18 protein-coding genes are annotated in these 22578 nt (G+C 68.9%); 5 read left to right on the top strand and 13 right to left on the bottom strand.

The genetic code is table 11. The annotated features are described in order from the left end of the window. Nucleotides 1-20: 20 nt before the first annotated feature. The 3 genes from IPN47_15040 to IPN47_15030 form a co-directional block, all read right to left on the bottom strand. The gene (locus IPN47_15040; protein ID MBK9409331.1) at nucleotides 21-2147 is read right to left on the bottom strand and encodes an acetate--CoA ligase family protein; all 2127 of its coding nucleotides are present in this window, start codon (nucleotides 2145-2147) and stop codon (nucleotides 21-23) included. Nucleotides 2148-2280: 133 nt separating this feature from the next. After that, on the bottom strand, nucleotides 2281-2787 hold the full coding sequence (locus tag IPN47_15035; protein MBK9409330.1) for a damage-inducible protein DinB: 507 nt from the start codon (nucleotides 2785-2787) through the stop codon (nucleotides 2281-2283). A 132-nt stretch (nucleotides 2788-2919) separates the two neighbouring features. Further along, a complete protein-coding gene (locus tag IPN47_15030) occupies nucleotides 2920-3348 on the bottom strand; it encodes a hypothetical protein (GenBank protein ID MBK9409329.1) in 429 nt (142 codons plus the stop codon). Between the two features lie 528 nt (nucleotides 3349-3876). On the opposite strand from IPN47_15030, the gene IPN47_15025 reads away from it, so the two are divergent. Beyond that, the gene (locus tag IPN47_15025) at nucleotides 3877-5715 is read left to right on the top strand and encodes a PxKF domain-containing protein (protein MBK9409328.1); all 1839 of its coding nucleotides are present in this window, start codon (nucleotides 3877-3879) and stop codon (nucleotides 5713-5715) included. 183 nt (nucleotides 5716-5898) lie between these two features. Here IPN47_15025 and IPN47_15020 read toward each other — a convergent pair whose 3' ends face one another. Next, nucleotides 5899-7800 (bottom strand): CocE/NonD family hydrolase, encoded by a 1902-nt coding sequence (locus IPN47_15020; GenBank protein ID MBK9409327.1) that lies wholly within the window; start codon nucleotides 7798-7800, stop codon nucleotides 5899-5901. A 306-nt stretch (nucleotides 7801-8106) separates the two neighbouring features. Between IPN47_15020 and IPN47_15015 the strand changes: the two genes are divergently transcribed. Beyond that, nucleotides 8107-9057: an FkbM family methyltransferase gene (locus IPN47_15015; protein ID MBK9409326.1), complete on the top strand. Its 951-nt coding sequence runs from the start codon at nucleotides 8107-8109 to the stop codon at nucleotides 9055-9057. Between the two features lie 76 nt (nucleotides 9058-9133). Here IPN47_15015 and IPN47_15010 read toward each other — a convergent pair whose 3' ends face one another. Continuing rightward, nucleotides 9134-9664: a 2'-5' RNA ligase family protein gene (locus IPN47_15010; GenBank protein ID MBK9409325.1), complete on the bottom strand. Its 531-nt coding sequence runs from the start codon at nucleotides 9662-9664 to the stop codon at nucleotides 9134-9136. Nucleotides 9665-10119: 455 nt separating this feature from the next. On the opposite strand from IPN47_15010, the gene IPN47_15005 reads away from it, so the two are divergent. Next, on the top strand, nucleotides 10120-13065 hold the full coding sequence (locus tag IPN47_15005; GenBank protein ID MBK9409324.1) for a tetratricopeptide repeat protein: 2946 nt from the start codon (nucleotides 10120-10122) through the stop codon (nucleotides 13063-13065). On the opposite strand, the gene IPN47_15000 is transcribed toward IPN47_15005, so the two are convergent. Continuing rightward, the gene (locus IPN47_15000; protein MBK9409323.1) at nucleotides 13062-13571 is read right to left on the bottom strand and encodes a GNAT family N-acetyltransferase; all 510 of its coding nucleotides are present in this window, start codon (nucleotides 13569-13571) and stop codon (nucleotides 13062-13064) included. The two genes, IPN47_15005 and IPN47_15000, sit on opposite strands and share 4 nt — an antisense overlap. A gap of 143 nt (nucleotides 13572-13714) precedes the next feature. Between IPN47_15000 and IPN47_14995 the strand changes: the two genes are divergently transcribed. Both IPN47_14995 and IPN47_14990 read left to right on the top strand, forming a co-directional pair. Beyond that, on the top strand, nucleotides 13715-14818 hold the full coding sequence (locus IPN47_14995) for a hypothetical protein (GenBank protein MBK9409322.1): 1104 nt from the start codon (nucleotides 13715-13717) through the stop codon (nucleotides 14816-14818). A 99-nt stretch (nucleotides 14819-14917) separates the two neighbouring features. Next, complete coding sequence (locus IPN47_14990) at nucleotides 14918-15553, top strand: outer membrane beta-barrel protein (GenBank protein ID MBK9409321.1); 636 nt, start codon at nucleotides 14918-14920, stop codon at nucleotides 15551-15553. Between the two features lie 68 nt (nucleotides 15554-15621). Here IPN47_14990 and IPN47_14985 read toward each other — a convergent pair whose 3' ends face one another. From IPN47_14985 to IPN47_14955, 7 genes are all read right to left on the bottom strand, one after another. Next, nucleotides 15622-16092 (bottom strand): periplasmic heavy metal sensor, encoded by a 471-nt coding sequence (locus IPN47_14985; GenBank protein ID MBK9409320.1) that lies wholly within the window; start codon nucleotides 16090-16092, stop codon nucleotides 15622-15624. Continuing rightward, complete coding sequence (locus IPN47_14980) at nucleotides 16089-16532, bottom strand: hypothetical protein (protein MBK9409319.1); 444 nt, start codon at nucleotides 16530-16532, stop codon at nucleotides 16089-16091. Before IPN47_14980 ends, IPN47_14985 begins: the two co-directional genes overlap by 4 nt. Continuing rightward, nucleotides 16529-17125: an RNA polymerase sigma factor gene (locus tag IPN47_14975; GenBank protein ID MBK9409318.1), complete on the bottom strand. Its 597-nt coding sequence runs from the start codon at nucleotides 17123-17125 to the stop codon at nucleotides 16529-16531. Before IPN47_14975 ends, IPN47_14980 begins: the two co-directional genes overlap by 4 nt. Before the next feature lie 150 nt (nucleotides 17126-17275). Further along, a complete protein-coding gene (locus tag IPN47_14970; GenBank protein ID MBK9409317.1) occupies nucleotides 17276-18967 on the bottom strand; it encodes a beta-lactamase family protein in 1692 nt (563 codons plus the stop codon). Between the two features lie 240 nt (nucleotides 18968-19207). Next, nucleotides 19208-20188: a class A beta-lactamase gene (bla, locus tag IPN47_14965; protein ID MBK9409316.1), complete on the bottom strand. Its 981-nt coding sequence runs from the start codon at nucleotides 20186-20188 to the stop codon at nucleotides 19208-19210. 46 nt (nucleotides 20189-20234) lie between these two features. Beyond that, nucleotides 20235-21305, bottom strand: coding sequence for an SDR family oxidoreductase (locus IPN47_14960; protein ID MBK9409315.1), 1071 nt, complete (start codon nucleotides 21303-21305; stop codon nucleotides 20235-20237). A gap of 145 nt (nucleotides 21306-21450) precedes the next feature. After that, nucleotides 21451-22437, bottom strand: coding sequence for a creatininase family protein (locus tag IPN47_14955; GenBank protein MBK9409314.1), 987 nt, complete (start codon nucleotides 22435-22437; stop codon nucleotides 21451-21453). Between the last annotated feature and the right edge of the window lie 141 nt (nucleotides 22438-22578).

The following is a 22578-nucleotide window of genomic DNA, read 5'->3' as shown; positions in this document are numbered from 1 at the left end:
CGCAGGGCGCGACGGAAGACTCACGGGAGCTGCAACCGCACCCGTGCGTCCACCGCCACCACGCCGTGCGCGAAGGCGAGGAGCGGATTGACGTCCAGTTCCGCGATCACGGGAAAGTCCGCGGCGAGTTGTCCGAGCCGGCACAGGGCATCGACCAGTGCCGGCTCTTGTGCAGGCGGCTCACCGCGAAGCCCCTGGAGCACGCGTGCCCCGCGGATCCCGCGGAGCATGTCGAGCGCCTGCGCGTCGTCGATGGGGGCCACGCGGAAGATCACGTCCTGCAACGCCTCGACGAAGACGCCGCCAAGCCCGAACATGAGCAGTGGGCCGAAGCGCGGGTCGTGCATGATCCCGGCGATCGTCTCGCGCCCACCCGTGAGGTAGCGCTGCAGCACCACCCCATCGATGTGCGCGGTCGGTGCCGCCAGCTGCACGCGCGTCATCATCTGCGCGTAGGCGTCCCGCAGCTCGTCGGCATCGGCGATCCCGACGTGCACGCCGCCGACATCGGTCTTGTGGGTGATGTCGGCGCTCGCGAGCTTCAGGACGATCGGGTAGCCGATCGCAGCGGCCGCATCGTCGAGCCCCGTGGCATCGCCCGTGGCGACGAAGCGCACGTCGGCCACCGGGATGCCGTAGCAGCGCAGCAGGGCGATGGACTCGCCCTGTGACAGCTGTGCGCGTCCCTCGCGGCGCGCGCCGTCGATGATCGCCGCGGCCCCCGGGCGATCGACCTCGCGCGGGGTCGCGCTCGCCGCGATGCGCTCCTCCCATTCGCGCTGCCGGTTGAGCGCGTTCAGGGCGCGCGCCGCGCTCTCGGGGAAGATGTAGGCGGGGATCCCCGCCTCGTGCAACTCGGCCCGCCCCTGCGGGAGCCCCTTGAGCCCCATCAGCACGGCCAGCATCGGCTTGTCGGGGCGGGTCACGGCCGCACTGACGATCGCTTCGGCCACGTCCTCCTGCCTAACGCCGAACGGCGGGACGAAGATCGGGACCACCGCGTCGATGTTGGGATCGGCGAGGAAGGCGGTGAGCGCCGCCTTGTAGCCGGCGGGGGTGGCGGAGGCGATCATGTCGAGCGGATTGCGAATCGAGGCCTCAGGCGGGAAGAGCGGGCGCAACGTCTCGACGGTCGCCGGGCTCAGCTCCACGAGTTCGAGCCCCTGGGTCTCCATCGCGTCGGCGGCGAGGATCCCGGGGCCGCCGGCGTTGGTGAGCACCGCGGTGCGACGCGACCGGGGGCGCGCCAGCACGCCGAACCCCATCGCCATGTCGAACAGGTCCTCGATGGAGTTGGCGCGCAGGACGCCGGCCTGCGTCAGCATCGCGTCGACCGCCGTGTCGCTCGCGGCGAGTGCGCCGGTGTGCGATGACGCGGCGCGGGCCCCGGCGCGCGAGCGCCCCGACTTCACGACGATGATCGGCTTGTGCTTGGTGATGCGTGAGGCCGACTCGAGAAAGCGCCGGGGGTCGCCGAAGTTCTCGACGTACATCAGGATCACCTTCACCGCCGGGTCGGTCTCCCACTGCTCGAGCAGGTCGGTGCTGGAGACGTCGGGGGAGTTGCCGATCGACACAAACTGCGAGATGCCAATCCCATACTCGCGCGCGTAGTCCAGCACGCTCAACCCCAGCGCCCCCGACTGCGAGACGAAGGCCGCGTGACCGAACGGGGGCATGATCGGGGCGAAGGTCGCGTTCATCGACACCGCCGGGTCGGCGTTGATCACCCCCATGCAGTTGGGACCGATCATGCGCATCCCGTGCCGCTGGACGATCGCCATCAGGTCGTGTTCCAGCGTCACGCCGGCTCCCCCCATCTCACGGAAGCCGGCGGTGATGACGATCAGCCCCTTCACCCCGGCCGCGCCGCACGACTCGGCCGCGTCGAGTGCCTGCTCCTTCGGCACCACAATGACCGCAACGTCCACCGGTTCGGGGACATCGCCAATGTGGCGGTAGGCGTGCACCGAACGGATCGACGACGAATGCGGGTTGACCGGGTAGACGGTCCCGGTGAAGCCGAAGTCGATGAGGTTCGAGAGGACCTGGTTCCCCATGTGGCTCGCGCGGCGTGAGGCGCCGATGACGGCGACGGTGCGCGGGGCGAGCAGTGGGGAGAGGTCGGAGGACGGTGTGGAGTTCACGGGGGGCACGATGACGGTCGGGTGCACGGGTACGCGCGCAACCTCGCGCCTCGTGCTCGGCCGCGGCATCGTGTAACCCCCTACACCGCGCCGACGGCAGGGGGCGCTCCGGCGTGGGGCGTCCGTCGCGCGCCTACGCGGTGGTGGTCTTGTTCATCCAGACCCGCCAGGAGATGGGGCCAGCGTCGGCGTTGGCCATGGGCCGTCCCGCCAGCTTGAGTGCCAGCTTGATCTGGCCGTAATGGTAGCCCTCGTGCCAGAGCATGTGCTGCAGCAGGAGGAGCGGATGGTCGTAGTGCTGCTCCATCGCCATGCCTAACGATATACGATGACGCACTGCATCCCGCACGGCCGCGGCGCTGTCGCGCAACATCTCGGCCAGGCGGCCTTGCTCGTGCGCGTCCGACCACTCCTGCTCGGGTAGCGCCCGGGCGAACTCCGGGGCGTCTTCGGCGATGAACACCAGCCGCACGTAGTGCATGTGCGCGAACAGTTGGGCGAACGTTGGACTTCCATCCATCGCGCGCAGCATCATCGTGTCCTCGGGGAGGGCGAGGAGCAGATTGACCAGGATCGTGTTGTTCCGGTCCCACGAGTCAAGCAGGGCATCGAGCAGGGGACCGTCCGGGGAGTGCGGCATGTCGCGCGACCTCGTGGGGTGATTGGGTGGTGGCGACCGTCGACGCGATCACCGCCGCGTGCGTGGACTACGATCAACCGGCCGCGGCGCACGACGCAAGCGGTTGCGCACTCGCCTTCCTCCTGCGTTACGCTAGGTCGTGCCGAGGTCGATGGTGGCCACGACCCGCACGGCGATCCCGGTTCGACCATGGTGATCGAAGCACCGGGCGTCGAGCGCGATGGGGAGCGCGCCGCTGTCCACGCGACCGAAGGCGATGCGCAACGACTCCACCTCCAGCGTGTCGTCTCCCGGCAGCCAGCACACGCTGTCGCCCAGTTCCGCACCATGTACTGCCTCGGTGTTGCCGAACGAGAGTGTCCGCCCCTCGAGGTCGGCGAGCGCCGGGACGTCCCCGACGTCGAGGCAGTTGATCGCGATGCCGCCGAGTCGAGCGTTCGACGAATCGGCGACGAGGTCGATCCAGGCATGCGGTGGGCCGTCGTCGAGGAAGTACTGGAAGTGCAATCGGACCGTCCCGATCGGGATGGCGCGACCATCAACGGTCATCTGGGCGCTCATGCGGTACACGATGGCGAGGGGAGGGTGTGCCTAACGCTTCCGTCGACCGACGCGCCCGTTTTCATCTGCGGCTGATAGGTCGGGCAGTTGGCGACGCTCATGCGAGATCGGTGCGAGAGAGAGCGAACGGCATACCTGGCGGGTTCCCGTGATGCACGAGCGGCCCTGACGGCGCGTACGATGCGACGTGGAAGAAGGCCACGAAAGTGGCGAGAGGCTCAGCAGCCGCGACTGTAATCGATCCTGCATCGCACCCCCCGAGTGCCACGCGCCCGTCTACGGGGAGACGAGCCGCAACTGGATCCGGTCTCCCGACTGCTTTCTTTGAGCCGGCGCCTCATCATGCACTCGTGCCGGTTCGACTCGACGGCCACAGGCCGATCAGAGTCCCGCCGCGCCCCCCGGTGAGCCCCGCCACCTCGGAGATGGCCTCCGGACGCCAGTGCCACGGTGCACGCCCGCGAGTTCTCGCCGCCGGGGGAGAAGAGGGAGGACCACCTCCCAGATCTCTGGAACAGGAGGTCGACCATGAAACGCATCCTGCCATTGGCAGCCCTTCTGGGGCTGTTCGTCGGGGCGTGCGATAGCCCGGACCCTGTCACGCCGCTACAGGAATCCCCAGCGGTCGCATCACCCATGCTGGTGTCGGCTGGTGGGTTCTTGCAGCTGAGCTCCGGTCATGAGCATACCTGCGCCGTCCGCGTCGACGGCACCGTTGCCTGCTGGGGCAACAATCGCCTTGGCCTGCTCGGAGTCCCCGCCAACTTGGGCCCGGCTACGCAGGTCAGCGCGGGCTGGGATCACACGTGTGCGCTCCTGAGCGACGGCGGCGTGACGTGCTGGGGTTACAACGGCAACGGACAGGCGACCGTCCCTGCGACGTTGCGACGCGCGGTGAACGTCGATGCTGGCGGCGGACATAGCTGTGCGCTGCAGGACGATGGCATCGCCGTCTGTTGGGGAGGGTACACGCACTCCGGCGAAGGCGTGATACCGCCGACGCTCGGTGTGGTGAAGCAGGTGAGCGCTGGATGGCATCACACCTGTGTGCTCAAGCTCGACGGGACCGTCGCCTGTTGGGGGGGCAACAGCGATGGGCAGATCAACGTGCCGCCGGGACTCACGAACGTGAGCCAGGTGAGCGCCGGTGAGAACGAGACATGCATCCTGCGCACCGATGGCAGCGTGATCTGTTGGGGCGGGAGGGGGATGGGAGTGGCCGATCCGCCGGCCAACCTGGGTATCGTCACGCAGGTGGATGCCAACCATGCGCATGCCTGCGCGGTCAAGGCCGACGGCGGCGTTGCCTGCTGGGGCTACAATGCACTAGGAGCGACCACGGTACCGGCCAACCTCACGGGGGCGGTTCAGGTGAGCACCGCGGGATACCACACCTGCGCGGTGATGACCGACAGTCGGGTGACCTGCTGGGGCTTGGCGGCCGACGGACGGACAACGCCGCCATCGAGCCGTGTCCCACCAATCGCTACCCTCACGGCACCGTTGGGTGTGCGCGAGGGGAGCCCGATCGCCCTCGCGTTGGCCAATGCGTCGGTGCCAGGCTACATCGGCAATGCCGGCCTGACCTTCGCCTTCGATTGTGGTGACGGTGCCGGCTATGGCCCCTTTGGCGCCGCGAGCAGCGTGTCCTGTCCCACCGTGGACAACGGCATGCGCACGATGCGCGCGACCGTCATGGATCGCGACGGTGACTCCAACGAGTACACGCGCCCGGTCCGGATCGAGAACGCCGCCCCGCAGCCAGTGATGACCGGCGATGTGTGGGCGACGCTCGGCAAGCCCTACACGCTCACGCTTGGCGTGATCGATCCGGGGGTGGCCGACGCTCCATGGACGTACGCCATTTATTGGGGAGACGAGACGCCCGCCGCGACGGGTGCGCTACAGTCGATCGTGGCGCCGCTCGTCGTGACGCATCGGTTCACGCGCCCTGGTCCCACGATGATCATGGCACGCGTGACCGACAAGGACGGTGCGATGCGCTCGCGCACCATCAAGGTGAACGTGCGCTTCCCGTTCTCGGGCTTCTTCGAACCGATCGTCGCCACCCCGGCAGTGAACGAGCTGACCGCGGGCGACCTTGTCCCCATCAGGTTCACCCTCGGTGCAGACTACGGGATGAACGTCTTTGCCTCGACGTCGGGGGTGCAGCAGGTGTCGTGCGACACGGGGGCACGACTCGGCGACCTCCTGCGGCCGAACATCATTGGCTCGGGGTACGAGGTCGTGGCCGAGCGCTATGAATTCACGTGGAAGACCGACAAGGCGTACAGGGGGAGCTGCCGGCGCCTGGTCGCGCGGCTGACGGACGGCACGACGCACACGGCGGAGTTCCGCTTCCGGTAGTCCGCGTGTTGTGCCGCAAGCGAAACCAGCGCCGGGGCATGTGCCTCGGCGCTGGTTGTCGTCCGTTCGTGCCGACACACGGCGCGTTGATGTGCCGTGCGTGGGCGTCGACTGCGTGTCAGCTCGTGTGACAGTAGGTGACGTCGGCCTCTTTTGCCCGATGCGGGCCGTCCGATGGCGTCGCTACGGCAGCACCTGCACCGCCACGTGCGACGGATACCGCGGGGTGTGCCACACGCGGTGCCGCTGCGCGCGGAAGTCGCTCGGCCGGGCGCCGAAGATGTTGGGGACGAAGGTCTGCGGGTTGCGGTCGTACAGGGGAAACCAGCTGCTCTGCACCTGCACCATCAGGCGATGCCCCTTCAGGAAGCGATAGTACTGCTGGTGCAGGTCGACGGTGAACGGCGTGACCGCATTGGCGACGATGGGCGTCGCGATACCAAAGCCCTTCCAGTAGCGGCCGCGCATGATGTCGGCGTTCACCATGAGCTGATAGCCGCCTAACGTGCGGTTGGTGGGCACACTGTCGGGGAAGACGTCGATGAGCTTCACGACCCAATCGGCATCGCTCCCCGTGGTGGAGGCGAACAGGCGTGCCACGACCTCGCCGGCAATCGTGAGGTCTTCCGTCAACGGTTCCGACTCCCACGTCGCCACGTCGGGCCGATGGTCCACGAATCGCTGGTCCTGCAGCAGCCAGGTGCGCCAGCCGTCGCCGTTGTCGGGCCGAGGGAGGTAGGGAATGGGATGCGCCGGGTCTGACACGAACGTGTCGTACTCGGCGGTGTGTGCCGGGTCGACCGGCGTCGCGGTGCGCCCGTGCGCTGGCGCGGAGCGAGGCGGATCGAACGAGAGCGCGCCATTCTCCCGAAGGTAGAGCTGGCGCGGCCGAGCATCCCTGGGCGGCCACGCGTCGAGCGTACGCCACGCGTTGGCCCCCGTCTCGAAGACCCACGCTTCCGGAAAGTCCGCGGTCCCCTTGCCGTGCAGGTAGTGGGCAAACCACGGGCGCAGGATGCTGGCCCGGAAAAAGTCCGACGTCTTGCTCCCCAGTGCGAGCGGACCGAGCGAGTCGCCCCCTTGCTGCAACCAGCCGTTGTGATACCACGGACCGAGTACGATGCGGTTCCACCCTCTGGTGTCCGAGCGCTCAACCGTCTGATACGCGAGTTGTGCGCCGAGGATGTCTTCCTGATCCCACCATCCTCCAACAAAGAGCAGCGGGACCTCTGCCTTCGTGAGAACCCGCTGCATCGCCCGTGCCTTCCAGTAGGCGTCGTACGTGGGGTGCGTGCTGTAACCGACCCATGACGGCAGCCGCGAGACGCCGGTCGCCCTCGCCAGCGAGTCCAGCGTCGGGTACCGGAGATAGTACTCGTAGTGGTCGTATGCGGGGATCGTCTGGAATGTGAAGCCTTTGGGGTCAGTCTCCATCAGCGCGGCGAACTCGACGCCCGAGGTCTGGCGGAACGCCCCCTGATGAAAGAAGTCGTCGCCCATCCAGGTGTCGGTCATCGGCGCTTGCGGCGAGACCGCCTTGAGCGCCGGGTGCGCGTCCACGGCGGCCAGCCCCGCGAGCCAGCCGGAGTACGACGCCCCCATCACGCCAACCGCGCCGCTGTTTCCCGCCAGCTGCTTCACCAGCCAGTCGATGGTGTCGTACGCGTCGGTCGATTCGTCGGTCGCGCGAGGGTCACGTGCATCGCGCTGCGGTCGATTCACGACGAACGCCCCCTCGGACCTGAAACGCCCCCGGACGTCTTCGAAGACGAAGATGTACCCGTCTTCTGCCAGCTCACGGTACATCGGCGGGAGCTGGGCCCCTCGTACCGCCCCTTCGGCCGAGAAGGGGGTGCGAACGAGGAGGATCGGGAGCGGCTCATGCCGCCCCGTCGGGAGGAGCGCCACGGCGAAGAGCTTCGCCCCATCCCGCATCGGGATGGTGAGCTCTCGCCGTTCGAAGCCGGTCGCGACTTGTTGTGCGTCGCTAGGCCTCGCGGTCGAGGCGAGGGCGCACGCGACGCTGCACGTGACGGCGACGGCGAGCAGGCGCGGTGAGCGCAGCAGACGGGACAGATGATGCACGCGACGTCCTGGGGCGAACGATGAAGGGACTGGGCGAGGGCGTGCGGCATCCACGTGTCGATGTCACCACCTCGCCGGCGCAACACTGCCGGTCGACGCACATTTCCACCAGCGCGCATCGTGCCTCGTCATGTCCGGGCTGCGTCAGAAGTCGCGCGCTCCACGCATCCCGGTCGGCGACGGACGGCGCGCGGGATGACCCGACCGGTGAAGGCCGCGCACCGCGGGCCGATACTTCCAAGGTCCTGCGTGGTGCACGCCACGCCCGCGTCCCACGCCGCCCGCGCGCCGAGTCGTCCGATGAGCATGATGATGTCCTGGACCCCCACGCTCTCCCGGGACCGCCTGGCCGACCCGCTCGCGGTCGCGGGGCGTGCGTTGGATGCGCGCGACTATTCCAGCGCGCTGGCCGCCCTCACCCCGCTGCTCGCGCAGGACTCCGTCACACCCGCGACCCGGTGGATGGCCGGGCGCTACTTCGGCCTCCGGCGCGACTACGCAGAGGCGGCGGTGCAGTTCACGCGAGCGGTAGAGGGTGACCCGACGCTGAGCCAGGTCGAGTTCGACATCGCCGGCCGCGTGGTGCGATTGGCCGACGTGCACGGATCCAGGTGGGCGGCGAACGTACTCGAGGAGTTCGCCCGCGGGACCTACAATCTCACGTCGCTGACCCTTGCGCCTGGCGACACGGTCCTCGACATCGGGGCCCACATCGGAGGCGTATCGATCATCCTCGCCGCCCTGCATCCCGATGTGCGGATCATCGCCTACGAACCGGCGTCCGCCAACTACGCCTCGCTCCTGCGCAACCTGGCCGCCAACGGCATCACGAACGTCACGCCGGTGCAGCAGGCGGTGATGGCCGAGCACGGGGAGATGACCATCACGTGGAGCGCCGAGGCCACCGCGGGCTCGACGGTGGGACTGTCCCGCGAGGCGCGCGCCGCGCGCGAACGGAGCGGGTGGAGTTCCGAGACGGTGCAGTGCGTCACGCTCGACGAGGTGTTCGAGACGCATGGAATCGAGCGATGCGCCTGGCTCAAGCTCGATTGCGAGGGGGCCGAGTGGGGGATCATGCGCACCACCGGCACGCTGTCGCGCATTGGTCGGGTGGCGATGGAGCTGCACATCCCGGCGGCGCGCCAGGCCGAGGGGGTCAACGCCTGCGTGCAGGACTTCGCCGCGTTGCTGCGGCGCGATCCCCATGCCCCCGACGTCGTGATCTCCTCCACAGTGTGGATGGCTGATCTGCAGTAACCGTCTGTGTCCCCTCGGGATGCTCGCACGTTCGTCAGGCGCCGGGGGCGCCGTGCAGGACTTCGGCGCGCGCCGATCACGCGCCGGCAGTCGAACCGCCGCCGAGTGTGAAGGTCGCCAGCGTGCGAGTGGCGGCGCCACGTCCCGCGATCAACTCTACCCGATCCGCCGTGAACGTGCCGGCATGCGCCAGTTGGAGCAGGGAAGGCCACGCTTCGGCGAGGCGGGCGCCGTAGGCCGGATGGAGCACGGTGACGTGCAGCCCGAAGCGCGAACGCGACGTGAACGGCGGGGCGAGGACCAGCTCGCGCAGGCGGCGCACTCCGCCCTGCGGATCGGCCACCTCGAGAAAGGCCCCCGCATCGGGTGGTGCGAACTGCCGCACGGCTCCGAGCCGTAGCACGAAGGGCCGTTGCTCGGTACATGCGTGCGCAAGCCGAGCTGACAGCCGCGCGACGTCCGGGGCCTCGTCGTGATAGATGAGGGTGAGGTGCGCCGGGTTGTTGGTCGCGACCTCGGGAGTCCAGCGCAGGCGAGCGTCGTCGATGGTGGCGCGCAGCGCCGCAGGGAGCGTGATGCGGAGCTGCACCCGATCCGTCGACGGCACGCTGCCCCCCGCGTGCGTCGCGGCGTCGCCGTGCTCCCCGCCCAGGCCCGAGCCTTCTGGTCGATCGCACGAACGAACCCGGTCTTGGCCTCGGTGTACGCCCTGCTATCGACCGCGTCGCGGGCCAGCCAGGCCGGCAACGCCGCCCCGGCTAGCTGGGGCGACCTCTGCCCCCCCCCCCGCCCCCCCCCGCCCCCCTCATCGTGCGCTGGAGGCGGGGTACAGGGCAGGCGCCTGGCGGGAATGCGGGAAATCTAGCGGCGACCCACGCTCCGCTTCGACCGCAAGGATGCCGGACCTGTTTGGATGACGACATCCGTGGTACAATCCAATACGCCCCGGCGGCTGGTTGTGGCGCGTGCAGTCCCCAGCCGGTGTCTCCCTCGAACCGCCCGCATGGGCGGCCAACGCTTGAGCAGGGCATCGGGGCACCTCCCTCCCGCGTGATCGACGCCATGCGTCCGACCCGTCTGGTCGCACCGCTCCTCGGCTGCCTCGTGACGCTGTTCGTCGCCGCGTCGGCCGCGACCCCACAACCTCCGACGGCTCGCGACACCGCTGCCCTCGAGCGCCGGCTCGCGGTGGCAAAGGGCTCCGCACGCATTCCACTCCTCCTCGCGCTTGCCGACGCGCGTCGCGAGCAGTCAGCCGCGGTCCTGGCCCTGACGCAGGAGGCGTTGACACTGCTCGAAGCCAACTCGTCGCCGTCGCTGGAAGTGCGCGCGCATGTGCTTCGCAGCTTCGCCCTGGAGACCACGGGCGACTACGATCGCGCGTTCGGCGAAGCCCAGCGCGCAGAGCGCGCGGCGCGCATGGCGCTGGCGGATACGGCAACGGCCGAAGCCGCCTATCAGCTTGGGTTCGTCGAATGGCGTCGCGCCAACTACGCCGCCGCGACGGTCGCGGCGGAGCGGGCGCGGACGCTACTGGAGCCGCGCGGGAACTCGGCGCTGCTCGCGCGAACACGCTCGCTTGTCGGCGCGATCCACTACATGCAGGGGGACTACGATGCGGCACTGAGGGGCTACCTCGGCGCCTTGCAGGTCAGTGAGGCCATGGGTGACGAGATCGCGGTGGCGCGATGGCACAACAACATCGGGCTTGTGTACGTCGACCTCGGGCGGAAGCAGGAAGCGCTCGCCGCGCTGAAGCGCGCACTGTCCATTCATGAACGGCTCGGGCCGAAGTCGAACCTCACGAATACGCTCAACAATGTCGGACTCACGCTCCTCGAGCTCGATCGGCCGCGGGAAGCACTGCCGTACCTCGAGCGCGCGATGGCGAACGACCGCGCCGCGAACAACCCGTACGGGCTGGCCAAGGAGCTGAGCAACATCGGGCACGCGTACGAGAAGCTCAAGGAACCCGACCGTGCCGTCGCCTTCCACCAGCAGGCACTCGCGGTGCGCGAGCGCATCGGCGACAAGGACGGACTCGTGCGCACGAGAGGGGCGTTGGCGGAGATTGAGCTGAAACGCGGCGATGCGAGGACCGCGATCACGCTCTTCGAGCAGTCGATCGCGCTCGCGCTCGAGATCAACGACCGGCACGACGCCGCTATTCAACTGGAGTGGCTCTCGAAGGCGCACCTGGCGGTTGGAGACACCGGTCGGGCCTTCCTTGCCTACCGGCGCTTTCATGAGCTGCAGGCCACGCTCTCCGACAGCGCCACGCGCGGCCGCATCGCCGAGCTCGAGACGCGCTATCAGGCGCGCGAGCGGGAGCGCGACCTCGCCACGATGTCGGCACTGGCCGAGTCGCGCCGGGACAAGCTGCGCTGGCTCATCGCGGGGAGCGCACTGTTGGGCCTCGCCCTGGTCCTCCTCGGCGTGCTGTACGTGCTGCGAGGGCGCGCGCAGCGCGCGCTCGCTGAGTCGGAGCAACGCTATCGCGCCCTCTTTCACGCGGTGGGGGTACCCATCTTCCTGCTCGACGCCGACACACGGCACATCGTCGATCTCAACGGCCCGGCCCAGGCGCTGTGCGGCGCGGACGCCGTGACGCGCGGGGCGACGGTCGGGGAGTTGAAGCCTGCGTGGCTTGGCCACGCCCTTTCGCGGCTCTTCGGAGGCGAACAGCGCGACCAACCGGCGATCGACGACTGCTGGACCGATGCTCCCGGTGGCCCACGCTGGACGGAACTCCGCGGGAGCGCGGTCACGCTGGGCGGAAGGTCGTGCCTCCTTGTTACGGTGCGCGATGCGACCGAGGAGCACCGACAACAGGAGCTGCGACAGCGCGAGGACAAGGTGCAGGCGCTCGGCGTTCTCGCCGGAGGCATCGCCCACGACTTCAACAACGCGTTGACGGCAATCGTGGGCCATGTCACGCTCGCGAAGAATGGGAATCCTGCCGAGCAGCAGGAGATGCTGGCGTATGCGGAGAAGGCGGCGATCGGCGCGAGCCGCCTCACCAAGCAGCTGCTTGCCTTCTCGAAGGGTGGAGCGCCGGTTCGTCGCATCACGAATGTCGGGCGTCTGCTGCGCGATACCGTCGGCCTTGCCGGAGCCGGTTCGCACATGCGGGTGGATGTGGAGGTGCCGGGCGATCTGTGGCATGCGCACGTCGACAGCGGCCAGTTCAGCCAGGTCGTGAGCAACATCGTGATCAACGCACAACAGGCGACGGGGGAGGGAGGGCGTTTGCTGGTTCGCGCCTCGAATTTCCACGGCGCCCTGCCTACTGGTGCGGCGACCGGCGACGCGCGGTTCGTGCGCATCGATTTCATCGACAATGGCACGGGGATCGCCGAGTCGATCCGGCACCGCGTCTTCGATCCGTACTTCTCCACTCGAAGCGGCGGCAGCGGCCTTGGACTGGCGACGGCGTTCGCCATCTGCCGCAACCACGGCGGGACCCTCACGTTCGAGTCACGGGTGGGGAGCGGGACGATCTTCAGCGCGTTCTTCCCCGCGTCCAGCGAGGTGGAGGTTGAGCCGACATCCGCGCCGTCACACGTGCCGTCGGGTAGCGGGTCGATACTGGTGCTCGACGACGAACCGTCCGTGCAGCTGGTGCTGCGCCGGACGCTCGAACGATGGGGGTACTCGGTGGAGACCGTCGCGGATGGGCGGCACGCCGTGCAGCGCTACCTGGAGCGCATGCAGGCGGGACGGCCGTTCGACCTCCTCATCATGGACCTAACGATTCCCGGCGGGATGGGCGGCCGGCAGGCCATGGCAGAGATCCTCCAACACGACCCGCAGGCGCGTGCGATCGTGGCGAGCGGCTACTCGGACGACCCCACGATGGCCAACTACCGGGAGGCAGGCTTCATGGCCGCGATGGCAAAACCCTTCCAGCACGCCGAACTCGGACGGCTCGTGAGTACGGTCATGGCACGCTCGACAGCGGAGGCCAGGGGCGGTCCTGCTCCGAAGCCCGTCACCGACGCTCGTTAGGCCGCCCCGGCGCCACCGTCCTGCACCCCGCGCACGCTGCGCTCGAAACACAGCGTGCCGGGGAGCAGTCCATCGCGATAGTGGGGAATGGCGACGAAGCCGAGTCGCTCGTACAGCGCGCGCGCCGCGAGCAGCTCCGGGGCGGTGTCCAGTCGCACGCGGTCGAAGCCGAGTTGTCCCGCACAGTCGATGAGGGCCCGCGTCACCGCCTCACCGACGCCGCGCCCCCGACCCTGCGGCCTCACGTACACGCGCTTGATCTCGCCGATGCCCGGCGCAAAGGCGAGCAGCGCCCCGCAGCCGATCGGTTCGGCGTCCTCGTGCGCCACCAGGAGGATGCCGGCAGGGAGGACATAGGGTGCGGGCAACGCCGAGATGTCGGCCTCCGGCGTCGCCCATCGCCCGGCGATGTGTGGCATCGCCGCGTACTCGCCCACGAGCGCCTTGGCCATCGCCAGGAGCGCCGGCGGACCGTTCGCCGATACGACCTCGAGCTGCAGTGCCATGGCTGCACAATCTCAACGGCTCACGGCCGGCGCAAGTCACGGCCTGCACTCCCCTGTCATATAACCCGCCCCCTCGCGCCACCCACTCCCGGAAGGCCGGAATCAACCAGCGACCCGCGCGACGGCGGGAGGGAGACACGACCATGTTCGGAACTGCAGCCATTCGTTTCCGGGGGGTGCTGAAGGGCGCGACGATCGCGCTCCTCGCCGCGACCGCAGCGTGCGAGCAGGCCACCGCGCCGCTCGCCAACACCCCTGATGCCAACGCCACCCTCGCCGACTACCAGGCGCTGGAGCAGATGTTCGCCTCCGACGGCTTCGCCGGCGTGCAGGCACTCGCCGGGCGCACCCCCATGTCGGCCAGCGCGACGGTCGCGGCGATGCGCGCACTCCCCGGGCTGGCCAGCGAGTCATCGTCGCGGCAGTACGCCCTCGACCTCTTCCGCGCTGCCGCTGCACAGGCGTCACGGACGAGCTTCGCCAAGACGGTCATCTCGTCGCGTCATCTCGGTCGCACGCTCGTCTACAACGTCGCGAAGGATCAGTACGTCATCGACTCCGCGCGGACCGGTGCGCCGGCCAACGGGACGCGCTTCATCGTCTATGAACTGAATGCCGACGGCAAGCCGAACGTCTCGCGCGAGATCGGACGCGCCGACTTGATCGACGAGGGGGCCGGCACGGGCGAGGCGATCGCGCTGCGGCTGCTCGTCGTCACCCGCGGCAGCACGACGCTCGACTACCGCACGCGCGTCGACATCGGCACCACCGCCAGCTCCATCGACGTGAGCGGCTTTGCGACTGACGGCACCGAGCGGCTCGACTTCACCGTCGGCCTCGACGGGCGCAAGGTCGCGACTGGCACCGTGCTCGATGCCGACTTCGAGTTCTCGGTGAAGCCTCGCAACTTCACGGTGACCGGGACGGTGCGTGGCGTGCAGGACGGGCGCGAGGGCGAGGGGAAGGTCTCGTTCACCGCCAAGCACCAGGAGAACACGCTGCGCGTGGAGCTCAACGGCACCGCCGGAACCGTCAACGGGGCCATCAACTGGAACGGGAAGCCCTACATCACCATTACCGGTCCCGCCGCCACCCCCACCCTGCGCGGCCCGAGCGGCCAGCCGCTCACCCCGGATGAGGTGCGCATGGTCCAGTCGGTCATGCGGATGTCGGACGATGTCTTCGACCTCGTCGAGGAACTCGTCGAGCCGGTCGAGGACATCGTCCTCCTCGGCTGGATCCTCTGACGCGGGGTCCGACTGTTTACGCGCCCGTCCTATATTTCCGCGGTCCCTCGGTGGCTTGGCCACCGGGGGACCCCACCCGTTTCCGCTCCTTCCAGGGCCATGCTCATGTCGCCTCTCCCCCGGTTCATCGCGCCTGCTGTCCGTCGCTTGGGCGCCCTGCTCCTGCTCGCCCCCGCGGCGGCTTCCGCGCAGGCCTCCACCACGCGCGGGCTCTCCCTCGGCGCCCATCTCATGGGCACGTCACTGACGGTGGAGAACGGTGATGCGGTCGGTGGTGGCGGCTTCGGATTGCGGCTGGGCTACGGCTTCAACCGCATCGTCACCGGCTTCGTGCATGTCGATGGCTCGCGCATCGACCTCGAGTCGGGGAGCACCATCGTGGGACAGTGGGACCTCGCGCACGCCGAGGTGGGGGCGCGCTTCCACTTCGCCAACTCGCTGCGCCGCTGGGTCCCGTATCTCGAGGCCTCCGCCGGCGGGCGCTCCGTGAGCGTGAGCGATGCGTCGGTCAACGGAGAGGCGGCCGGCAAGATCAGCTTCAGCGGCGGCGCCGTCACCTTCGGCGGCGGGCTCTCCACCTACCTCACCCGCAAGGTCGCGTTGGACCTCTCGCTCAAGTTTACCGGCGGCGAGTTCACCAAGGTCGACGTCGGCAACCTCTCGGTGAACAACCTCGACATCGACGCCGCGTCGTTCCGCTTCGGCGTCGGCTTCGTCTGGTGGCCCAAGGCCTGACGCTGCACGCCGAACGAAAACGGGGCTGACGCGCATCGCGTCAGCCCCGTCGCTTTTCCCGGTGGTCCCTACTCCTCCACGCCTTCCTTGGCCGACGGCTCGGTGCGCAGCTTGGAGAGCGTCGCCTGCTGTTGCGGTGAGAGCAGGTTCTTGATGCGGACCAGGAGCGTGAGATGCCCCTCCTTGATCTTGCGCTCCGTCTGCATGACGCGTTCGAGGCGATCGCGCGCACGATCCAGGTCCACGCGCGGACGCGCCAATTCCGAGGCGAGCGACTCCACCTGATCCTGCAGCTCCCACTGCAGGCTCACCACCTGGCCCTGCAGCTCCTTGATCAACCGACTGATTGCATCACGCTGTTCGTCCGTGAGGTTGATGGCGCGACGGTGCTTCATGATCAGCTCCGGCTCGAACAGCGTCCGGGTGATCGGGTCGTCGACCGAGGGGGCCGACTGGGCCGCCGCCGGAGCACTAACGGCGGCGAGCAGCGACACCGCCACGACGAGGAGGCGACGGCGAGGGATGGGGAAGGGGATCACGAGGGTCTCCGTGTAGCCCCCGCCCCGGAACCGAGGGCAGGGAGTCGTCGCAGATATTCGGAACCCGGCACGGCGAGCAGTCCGTCGGTCGGGGCATTGAGGGCGCGCTCGGTCCGCGACCATTCGGAGACCAGGCGTTCGAACTCACGATCGGCCGCGCGGCTCGGGGCCAGCCAGATGCCGGCGAGTCCTGCGGCCACGGCCAGTGGCGCCGCCGCGGCCACCCAGCGCCACGGACTGCGCCGCTGCGGAGCCGCCGGCGCGATCGGCGACCGCGTGGCCGGCGACCGCACCTCGATCGGCACCACCGGCTCGGCCGGGATCGCCGCGCGGGCACGCGCGACCATCTCGCCAAAGGCGGGGGCGCGCCGGGCATCGGCGTCCCGCACTCCAGCAAAGCGATGTCGCAGCAGCTCGTCCAGATCGTCGTCGGGCGTCATGAGCGTTCCCTCGTGTCGTCGCCAGGCAGTGGCCCCTTCACCTCAGGGGCGTCGTGCCGGCTGGCCTGCACATCGCGGCCGTGTCCGTCTTCGGTGAGCAGGGTGCGCATGCGCTTCTTGGCTCGTTCATAGTGGACGCGGGCCGAACCCAGCGACACCCCCATGATCGTCGAGGCTTCGGCGATGCTGAGGTCCTGCTGAAAGACCAGGTGCAACACTTCCCGCTGTCGATCGGGGAGCATGTCGAGCGCGGTGCGAAGTGCCGCATGTTCCTCCGCCTCGATGAGCGTCGCGTCGGCCGAGCGCAGGTGCGCCTCCGGCTCCGGCTGCCCGTCCAGGGAGAGTTCGCGCCCTCCCTTCCGTCGGCCTTCGAGCGCGGTGAGTCGAATGACGCCAAAGAGCCAGGTCCTGAACGACGAGTGCCCGGAAAAGCGGGCGCTCCCGGAGAGGACCTTCACGTAGGTCGACTGCAGGACGTCCGCGGCGTCGTCCGGATCGCCGTCGCAGCAATTCCGCGCCCAGCCGAAGCTCGCCTCGTGCAGCGCTTCGAGCGACGCTTCGAGGTCTGGGGGTGGGAGTGCTGGGTGGGCCATCCGGTGGTCGAGTAGTGGTCATCCCGGACTTGGTGAGGGGGGCCGGGGTTTCATATGACACGACGGGACAAACGTGCCCGGGCCCCCAAGCCCCACGCACCGGTCACGCGCGGCGGTCGCCCTCGCCCGCGACGCGAAGCTGCGACCGCCTCACTTCATCCGCGTGAAGCGCAGGTGTCGCACCCGCCCCGACTCCACCACGAAGCCCGTAATGCGCCCCTTCGCGTCGCGCTGGACGTCGATCACCGAGCCACCGCGGGTGAAGCCGTCCTTGTACGTGGGCTCGAGCACACCCAGTCGACGGTGATTGGAGTAGAGGACGAGGTCACCCTTCTCGACCTTCCACGTGTGCGTCGCCTCGACCTCCTCGTTCCGGTAGTCGCCGGCATACTCGGCGAGCGCCGCAGGCGTCAGCGCGGCAGTGTCCGCGCGCGTGAAGGTCACCGTCTCCCCAGTCGTGCGGACGATCATCTGCTGCGGGCGCGCGGCGGCTCCGGCAAAGCTGATCTCGATGCCCGAGCCAGCGCGAAAGCGCTCTCCCGCGATCGGGACGAGGCGCACGCGCTCGCCACCGGTGGCGACCAACGAGTCACCCAAGAGACGCGTGCGTCGCACCTCGCCGCGCTCATCGTTGCGCCACACGCCCACCAGGCTCCGCAGGCTCTCCACCGGGAGCTCTCGGTGCGGCGCCGCGGCTAGCGATGCGGTCCACATGGCCGCGCTGTCGGGTTGCATCTGGTCGCCGAGGTAGATCCCCGCCACCTTGCGCGCCAGCGAATCGGGACCGGAAGTCGAGAAGTTGCAGAAGGTCGCGACTGCATAACGCTGTTCGGGGAAGCGCAGGAAGTGGCCGCGGAAACCCGCCCAGCTCCCGCCGTGCGAAATCACGCGCAACCCGCGCAGCGTGCCAACGCTCAGCCCGACGGCATACGCCGTGTTGGCGCCCGACGTCGCCGGTGATCCGTCGTTGAGCGTCGTCGCCGTCGTCATCGTCTCGAGAATCTGGCGACCGCCAATCGTGGCGGCGTCGTAGTTGTTGAGCCAGCGGCCGAAGTCCTCGACGGTCGTCTGTACCGCGCCGGCCCCCATGATCGCGCCGTCATACGCCGAGCGCGCGAGACGGAACCCGCCACCGGTGCGAGGGGCGTAGCTGTCGGCCAGGTTGGGAATGACCATCGAGGCATCGGAGAGGTAGCGTGTGTCGTACATGCCGAGCGGCCTGAAGATGCGCTCCTCGGCGAACTGCGCGAGCGTCTTGCCGGTGAGCCGGTAGACGATCTGCGCCGCGAGGATCCACCCCGAGTTGGTGTACAGGTAGCGCGCCCCCGGCTCGTAGTTCGGCTCGGCCGAGCGCGTGATCACGCGGAGCGCGTCGATCGTGTCGCCGGCGAATGCGCGCCCCGTCTGCCCCCACATCACGTAGAGGTCGCGCAGCCCGCTCGTCTGGCTTAAGGCCCGACGAAGCGTGACCTTGTCCGCGTACGCCGGCATCTCCGGGATGTATTTCCGGATCGGGTCGTCGAGCGAGAGCTTTCCCTCCTGCTGCAGCAGGAGGATGGCCATCGCGGTGAACTGCTTGGAGATCGACCCGACGTCGAGCACCGAGCGCGGTGAGAGGGCGATGCCATTCTGCAGGCTCGCCATCCCGTAGCCCCGCGCGTAGAGGACCTTGCCGTCCTGATAGACGCCGAGCGCGCAGCCGGGAGCGTCGGTGCGGTCGAACCGCTGGAAGACGCTGTCGGCGCGTAGGGCGCGCGCGTCACGGGCCCCGATGATATGCTGGGCGTTGGCCACGCGCGACGCGCCGACGAGCAGGACCGAGAGCGCGACGGGCAGGATCACGAGCCGAGCGGACGTCAGCGCGACGAGCGGTGTGACACGCGGCGCAGCGATCAGAGGAGCGAGCCGCGGAGCGACGCGCGCGATGGCGCGGAGTGCGGGGAGGCGGTGCATGGCGACGGTTGGGAGCACGAGGATGGAGGATCGGCGGCGCGCCGAAATTGCCCCTCCGGCTCCCCGGGCGCCAGCGGATGCAACGCTGGCGCGAGCCCCCCGCCCCCTATCTCCCCCGCGCGCCGGCCGTCAGTCGCGAAAGAGGAAGAAGTCGTACACGGCGCGCGCCGACTGGGCGATCGCGTCCTCGAGCTCCTTGCCCTCGATCTTGCTCGACTGCTTGAGATAGAGCGCCACCGCGACGTGCGTTCCGTCGGGGAGGTCGATGATCCCGACGTCGTTGACCGTCCCCGGATACGTCCCCGTCTTGTGGGCGACCTTGGTGCCGATCGGGAGCATCCCCTTGATGCGCCCGGCGCCGGTCTCGCATCGGTACATGATGTCGAGCAGCGCCGCGGTGTGCTCCGTGTTGAGCAATTCGCCTTTCCAGAGTTTGGTCAGGAGCGTCAGCATCGCCCGGGGCGACGCATGGTCGCGCGGGTCGCGCGCATAGTAGTACGCTGCCGAATCGCGGCGGGCCGGGCTCAGCGCCGCATACTGCCGCTCCCACTTCGACCGATCGAACTTGCCGTTGGTCCAGATGTCGGTGATGCCGAACGGATGGGCGATGATCTCGGCGGTCGGCCGGTCGACGCGCATGTCGGTGATCCCCGCGTCGCGCAGGCGCTTGGTGACCGCGGCGCCGCCACCGTCGAGGGCCAGGACCAGGTCGGTGGCGTTGTTCTCCGAGAGGATCAGCATCGTCTCGATGAGGTTCCGCACCGACATGGCGAAGCCGGGCTTCCGGAAGAGCAGGAACGCCTCGCTCCCGATGTGCAGGTCGGTGGTGTCCCACGCGACCATTCGGTTGAGGTCGAGCTTCCCTTGTTCCGCGAGCGTGAAGGCCTGCACCGCCATCGGCACCTTGTAGGTGCTGGCCATCGGATACTGGTCGTCCGCCTTGTAGAAGAAGCTTCGGCCGCTCTCGAGGTGCACGGCGGCCACCCCGAGCTGGCCGCCGGAGGCGGGCTCGATGCGGGCGATTTCCTTCGAGAGGCGGTCGGTCGACTGGGCGCTCGCCGCCACCGATACGGCGCCTAACGTGACCAGGGCAATCAGGGTTCGGCGCATGGCAACTCGGGACGGGGGAGTCGGGGAACGGGACCGGTCGGCCTCGCTATTTGGCCTTCCACTCGCGCAACACCCGCGCGTCACGTTCGAGGTCGAGCGTGAGATCCTTCGTTGCGGCTGCCGGCGCGCTCTTGAACCAGGCCAGCGTGTCGGCGGCCGTCTCGCGCACGGGACGGAAGGTGAGCCCCTTGGCCACGGCGCGCGCGGCGCTCACACGCGACAGGCCGCGCATCGCCGGCGGCATCACCATCGGGAACGCCACCTTGCGCTCGGCCAGGAATGCGTGGTCGATCCAGGTGAACGTCGCCGCCGACTTCACGCCGACGCGCACTTCCTCCAGATAGGTCGCCAACGTCATCGGCGAGGCGGCGGGACCGGCCACGTTGTAGATGCCGCCATGTCCCTGCTCCGCGCAGCGCAGCGCGAAGTCGGCCAGGTCGCGCACGTCGATGTGCTGGACGGTCGCGTCCTTCTCGCCGGGCGCAATCACTTCGCCCCCGGCGGCGATGCGCACCGGCCAGTAGGTGAAGCGGTGCGTCGGATCGCCCGGTCCCGCCACGATGTGCAGCCGCAGGATCGTCCCCTTGTCGCCGTACGCCTCACGCACCGCCTGCTCGCAGAGCACCTTGAGCTCGCCGTAGTACTTGTTGACTTCCTCGCTCGCCGGATCGGGGGCCTTGAGCAGCGGCGAGTCCTCGTCGTACCGGGGTTCGCCCGCCGCGTACACCGACCCCGTAGAGACGAAGATGTAACGCCCCACGTTAGGCGCCAGCAGCTGCACCGAGTCGCGCACGTGGCGCGGCACGTAGCCGCTGTTGTCGATCACCACGTCCCAGGCGCGGCCGCGCAGGGCGTCGAGCTGCCCGTCCCGGTCCCCCGTCAGCGTCTCGACGTCGGGAAAGAGGTCGGCATTGCTGCGCCCGCGATTGAACAGGGTGACCTTGTGTCCGCCGGCGATGGCGCGTCGCACCATGTGCGGGCCGATGAATCCGGTCCCACCGAGGATGAGGATGCGCAGGGGAGCGTGAGCGCCCACGCGGCGCAGCTCCGGGGCACCGAGGTAGCCGGCAGCGAGCAGCCCGGCCGTCTGTCCGAGGAATCGTCGACGAGTCGTCATGCCCGAATATACGGCCCTCGGGGAACGAGGCCAGCCTCGGCCGCCCGCACGAGCGCCGGGCGGCTGGCGCAGCGACGGTTCTGGCGGCTGCGGGACGAACCGCCGAAATGCACGGACTGGTTAGGTGACCGTGCGCGCCGGCCGCTCAGCGCGGACGCCGCGCGAGCCAGCTGGACAGGCGGCTGCCGGCGAGCGAATCGCGGACCATCGACGAGTCGATCCACTCGCGATACGGCGCCTGCGACTTGAGGTACGTCACGTATCGCGGATAGCTCGCCGGGTCCCGGCCGTCGAGGATCTCCAGCGCCGTCTTCTCCGTCGCCGCCGAGAAGGAGCGCCAGATCCGCTCCCCGAACTCGGCGGTGGCCAGGTGCGGTGCGCCGAGGTAGCCCGGCCATCCCTCCCGCCTGGCAACCGCGAAGGCCTCGGCGTAGTTCGCGCCAGAGACGACGGGTGCCTGACGATAGTCGCGGGCGACGAGCTCCGGACGCAGGTAGAGCATCAGGCTGTGTTCGTCCATCCCCGCGTGGAGCGAGAGCCCATCAGCGCGCTTCTCGTCCGGCGTCATGATCGACATGGCGCTCCCCCATCCGCCCAGCACCGGGATGAGCCCCCACAGGTTCACCATCGTCCCGCCGTACGTGTCGTGAAAGAAGTCCGATGCATCGTCGAGCGCCCCGATGTGGAGTGGCGACCCGTGGACGTGCACCACCAGCACCCAGCGAAAGCCCTGCTCCCCCAGCTCACTCGCGAGGTCGACGAACGCCGCCCGAAGCGTCGACGGACGCACGGCGTACGTCCCCGCAAACGAGTATTGGCGCCCGATCTCGTTGGAGCCGCTCGCCCCAACCGAGACCGGCGGAAAGATCAGCGCCGTCCAGCCGGGGCGCTGCCGCGCGATCCCGGCTGCGAGCTCGCTCGTCAGGCGCGCGCTCAGGATGCCGTCGGTGAACGCTGGCAAGTACGGGCCGTGCTCCTCCAGCATGCCGCCCTGGAGAATGACGACCGTGCGCGCGCGATCGAGCGCGCGGAGCTCCCGCGTGTTGAGGTCGCCGACGTGCCGGACCTGCGCCGGAAGGAGGCGAGCGAAAAGCAGCAGCATGGCCACGAGCATTCCGCGTCGAACAGGCATGTCACGCACCAAAGGAGAGGGGAGTCCTGATGAGGGGCATCGCTGTGCAGCGTTGGGAGCGCGGCGGCACGAAGGTGCGCTCGAGTGCTCGTATGGGCGATGTCGTGGAACACTTCTGACACTGCTCTGACATGCGCGGGG

It is taken from the genome of Gemmatimonadota bacterium (genome assembly GCA_016719105.1).
Lineage (GTDB): Bacteria > Gemmatimonadota > Gemmatimonadetes > Gemmatimonadales > Gemmatimonadaceae > SCN-70-22.
The sequence above is the reverse complement of the archived record's forward strand: the minus strand, read 5'-3'. Positions and strand labels throughout refer to the sequence as shown.

Bases quoted from the DNA above. Each gene is read 5' to 3' on its own strand.
- IPN47_15035 (MBK9409330.1), bottom strand. From the start codon at position 2,787: ATGCCGCACTCCCCGGACGGTCCCCTGCTCGATGCCCTGCTTGACTCG.
- IPN47_15030 (MBK9409329.1), bottom strand. From the start codon at position 3,348: ATGAGCGCCCAGATGACCGTTGATGGTCGCGCCATCCCGATCGGGACG.
- IPN47_15025 (MBK9409328.1), top strand. From the start codon at position 3,877: ATGAAACGCATCCTGCCATTGGCAGCCCTTCTGGGGCTGTTCGTCGGG.
- IPN47_15015 (MBK9409326.1), top strand. From the start codon at position 8,107: ATGATGATGTCCTGGACCCCCACGCTCTCCCGGGACCGCCTGGCCGAC.
- IPN47_15005 (MBK9409324.1), top strand. From the start codon at position 10,120: ATGCGTCCGACCCGTCTGGTCGCACCGCTCCTCGGCTGCCTCGTGACG.
- IPN47_15000 (MBK9409323.1), bottom strand. From the start codon at position 13,571: ATGGCACTGCAGCTCGAGGTCGTATCGGCGAACGGTCCGCCGGCGCTC.
- IPN47_14995 (MBK9409322.1), top strand. From the start codon at position 13,715: ATGTTCGGAACTGCAGCCATTCGTTTCCGGGGGGTGCTGAAGGGCGCG.
- IPN47_14990 (MBK9409321.1), top strand. From the start codon at position 14,918: ATGCTCATGTCGCCTCTCCCCCGGTTCATCGCGCCTGCTGTCCGTCGC.
- IPN47_14980 (MBK9409319.1), bottom strand. From the start codon at position 16,532: ATGACGCCCGACGACGATCTGGACGAGCTGCTGCGACATCGCTTTGCT.
- IPN47_14975 (MBK9409318.1), bottom strand. From the start codon at position 17,125: ATGGCCCACCCAGCACTCCCACCCCCAGACCTCGAAGCGTCGCTCGAA.
- bla (MBK9409316.1), bottom strand. From the start codon at position 20,188: ATGCGCCGAACCCTGATTGCCCTGGTCACGTTAGGCGCCGTATCGGTG.
- IPN47_14960 (MBK9409315.1), bottom strand. From the start codon at position 21,305: ATGACGACTCGTCGACGATTCCTCGGACAGACGGCCGGGCTGCTCGCT.
- IPN47_14955 (MBK9409314.1), bottom strand. From the start codon at position 22,437: ATGCCTGTTCGACGCGGAATGCTCGTGGCCATGCTGCTGCTTTTCGCT.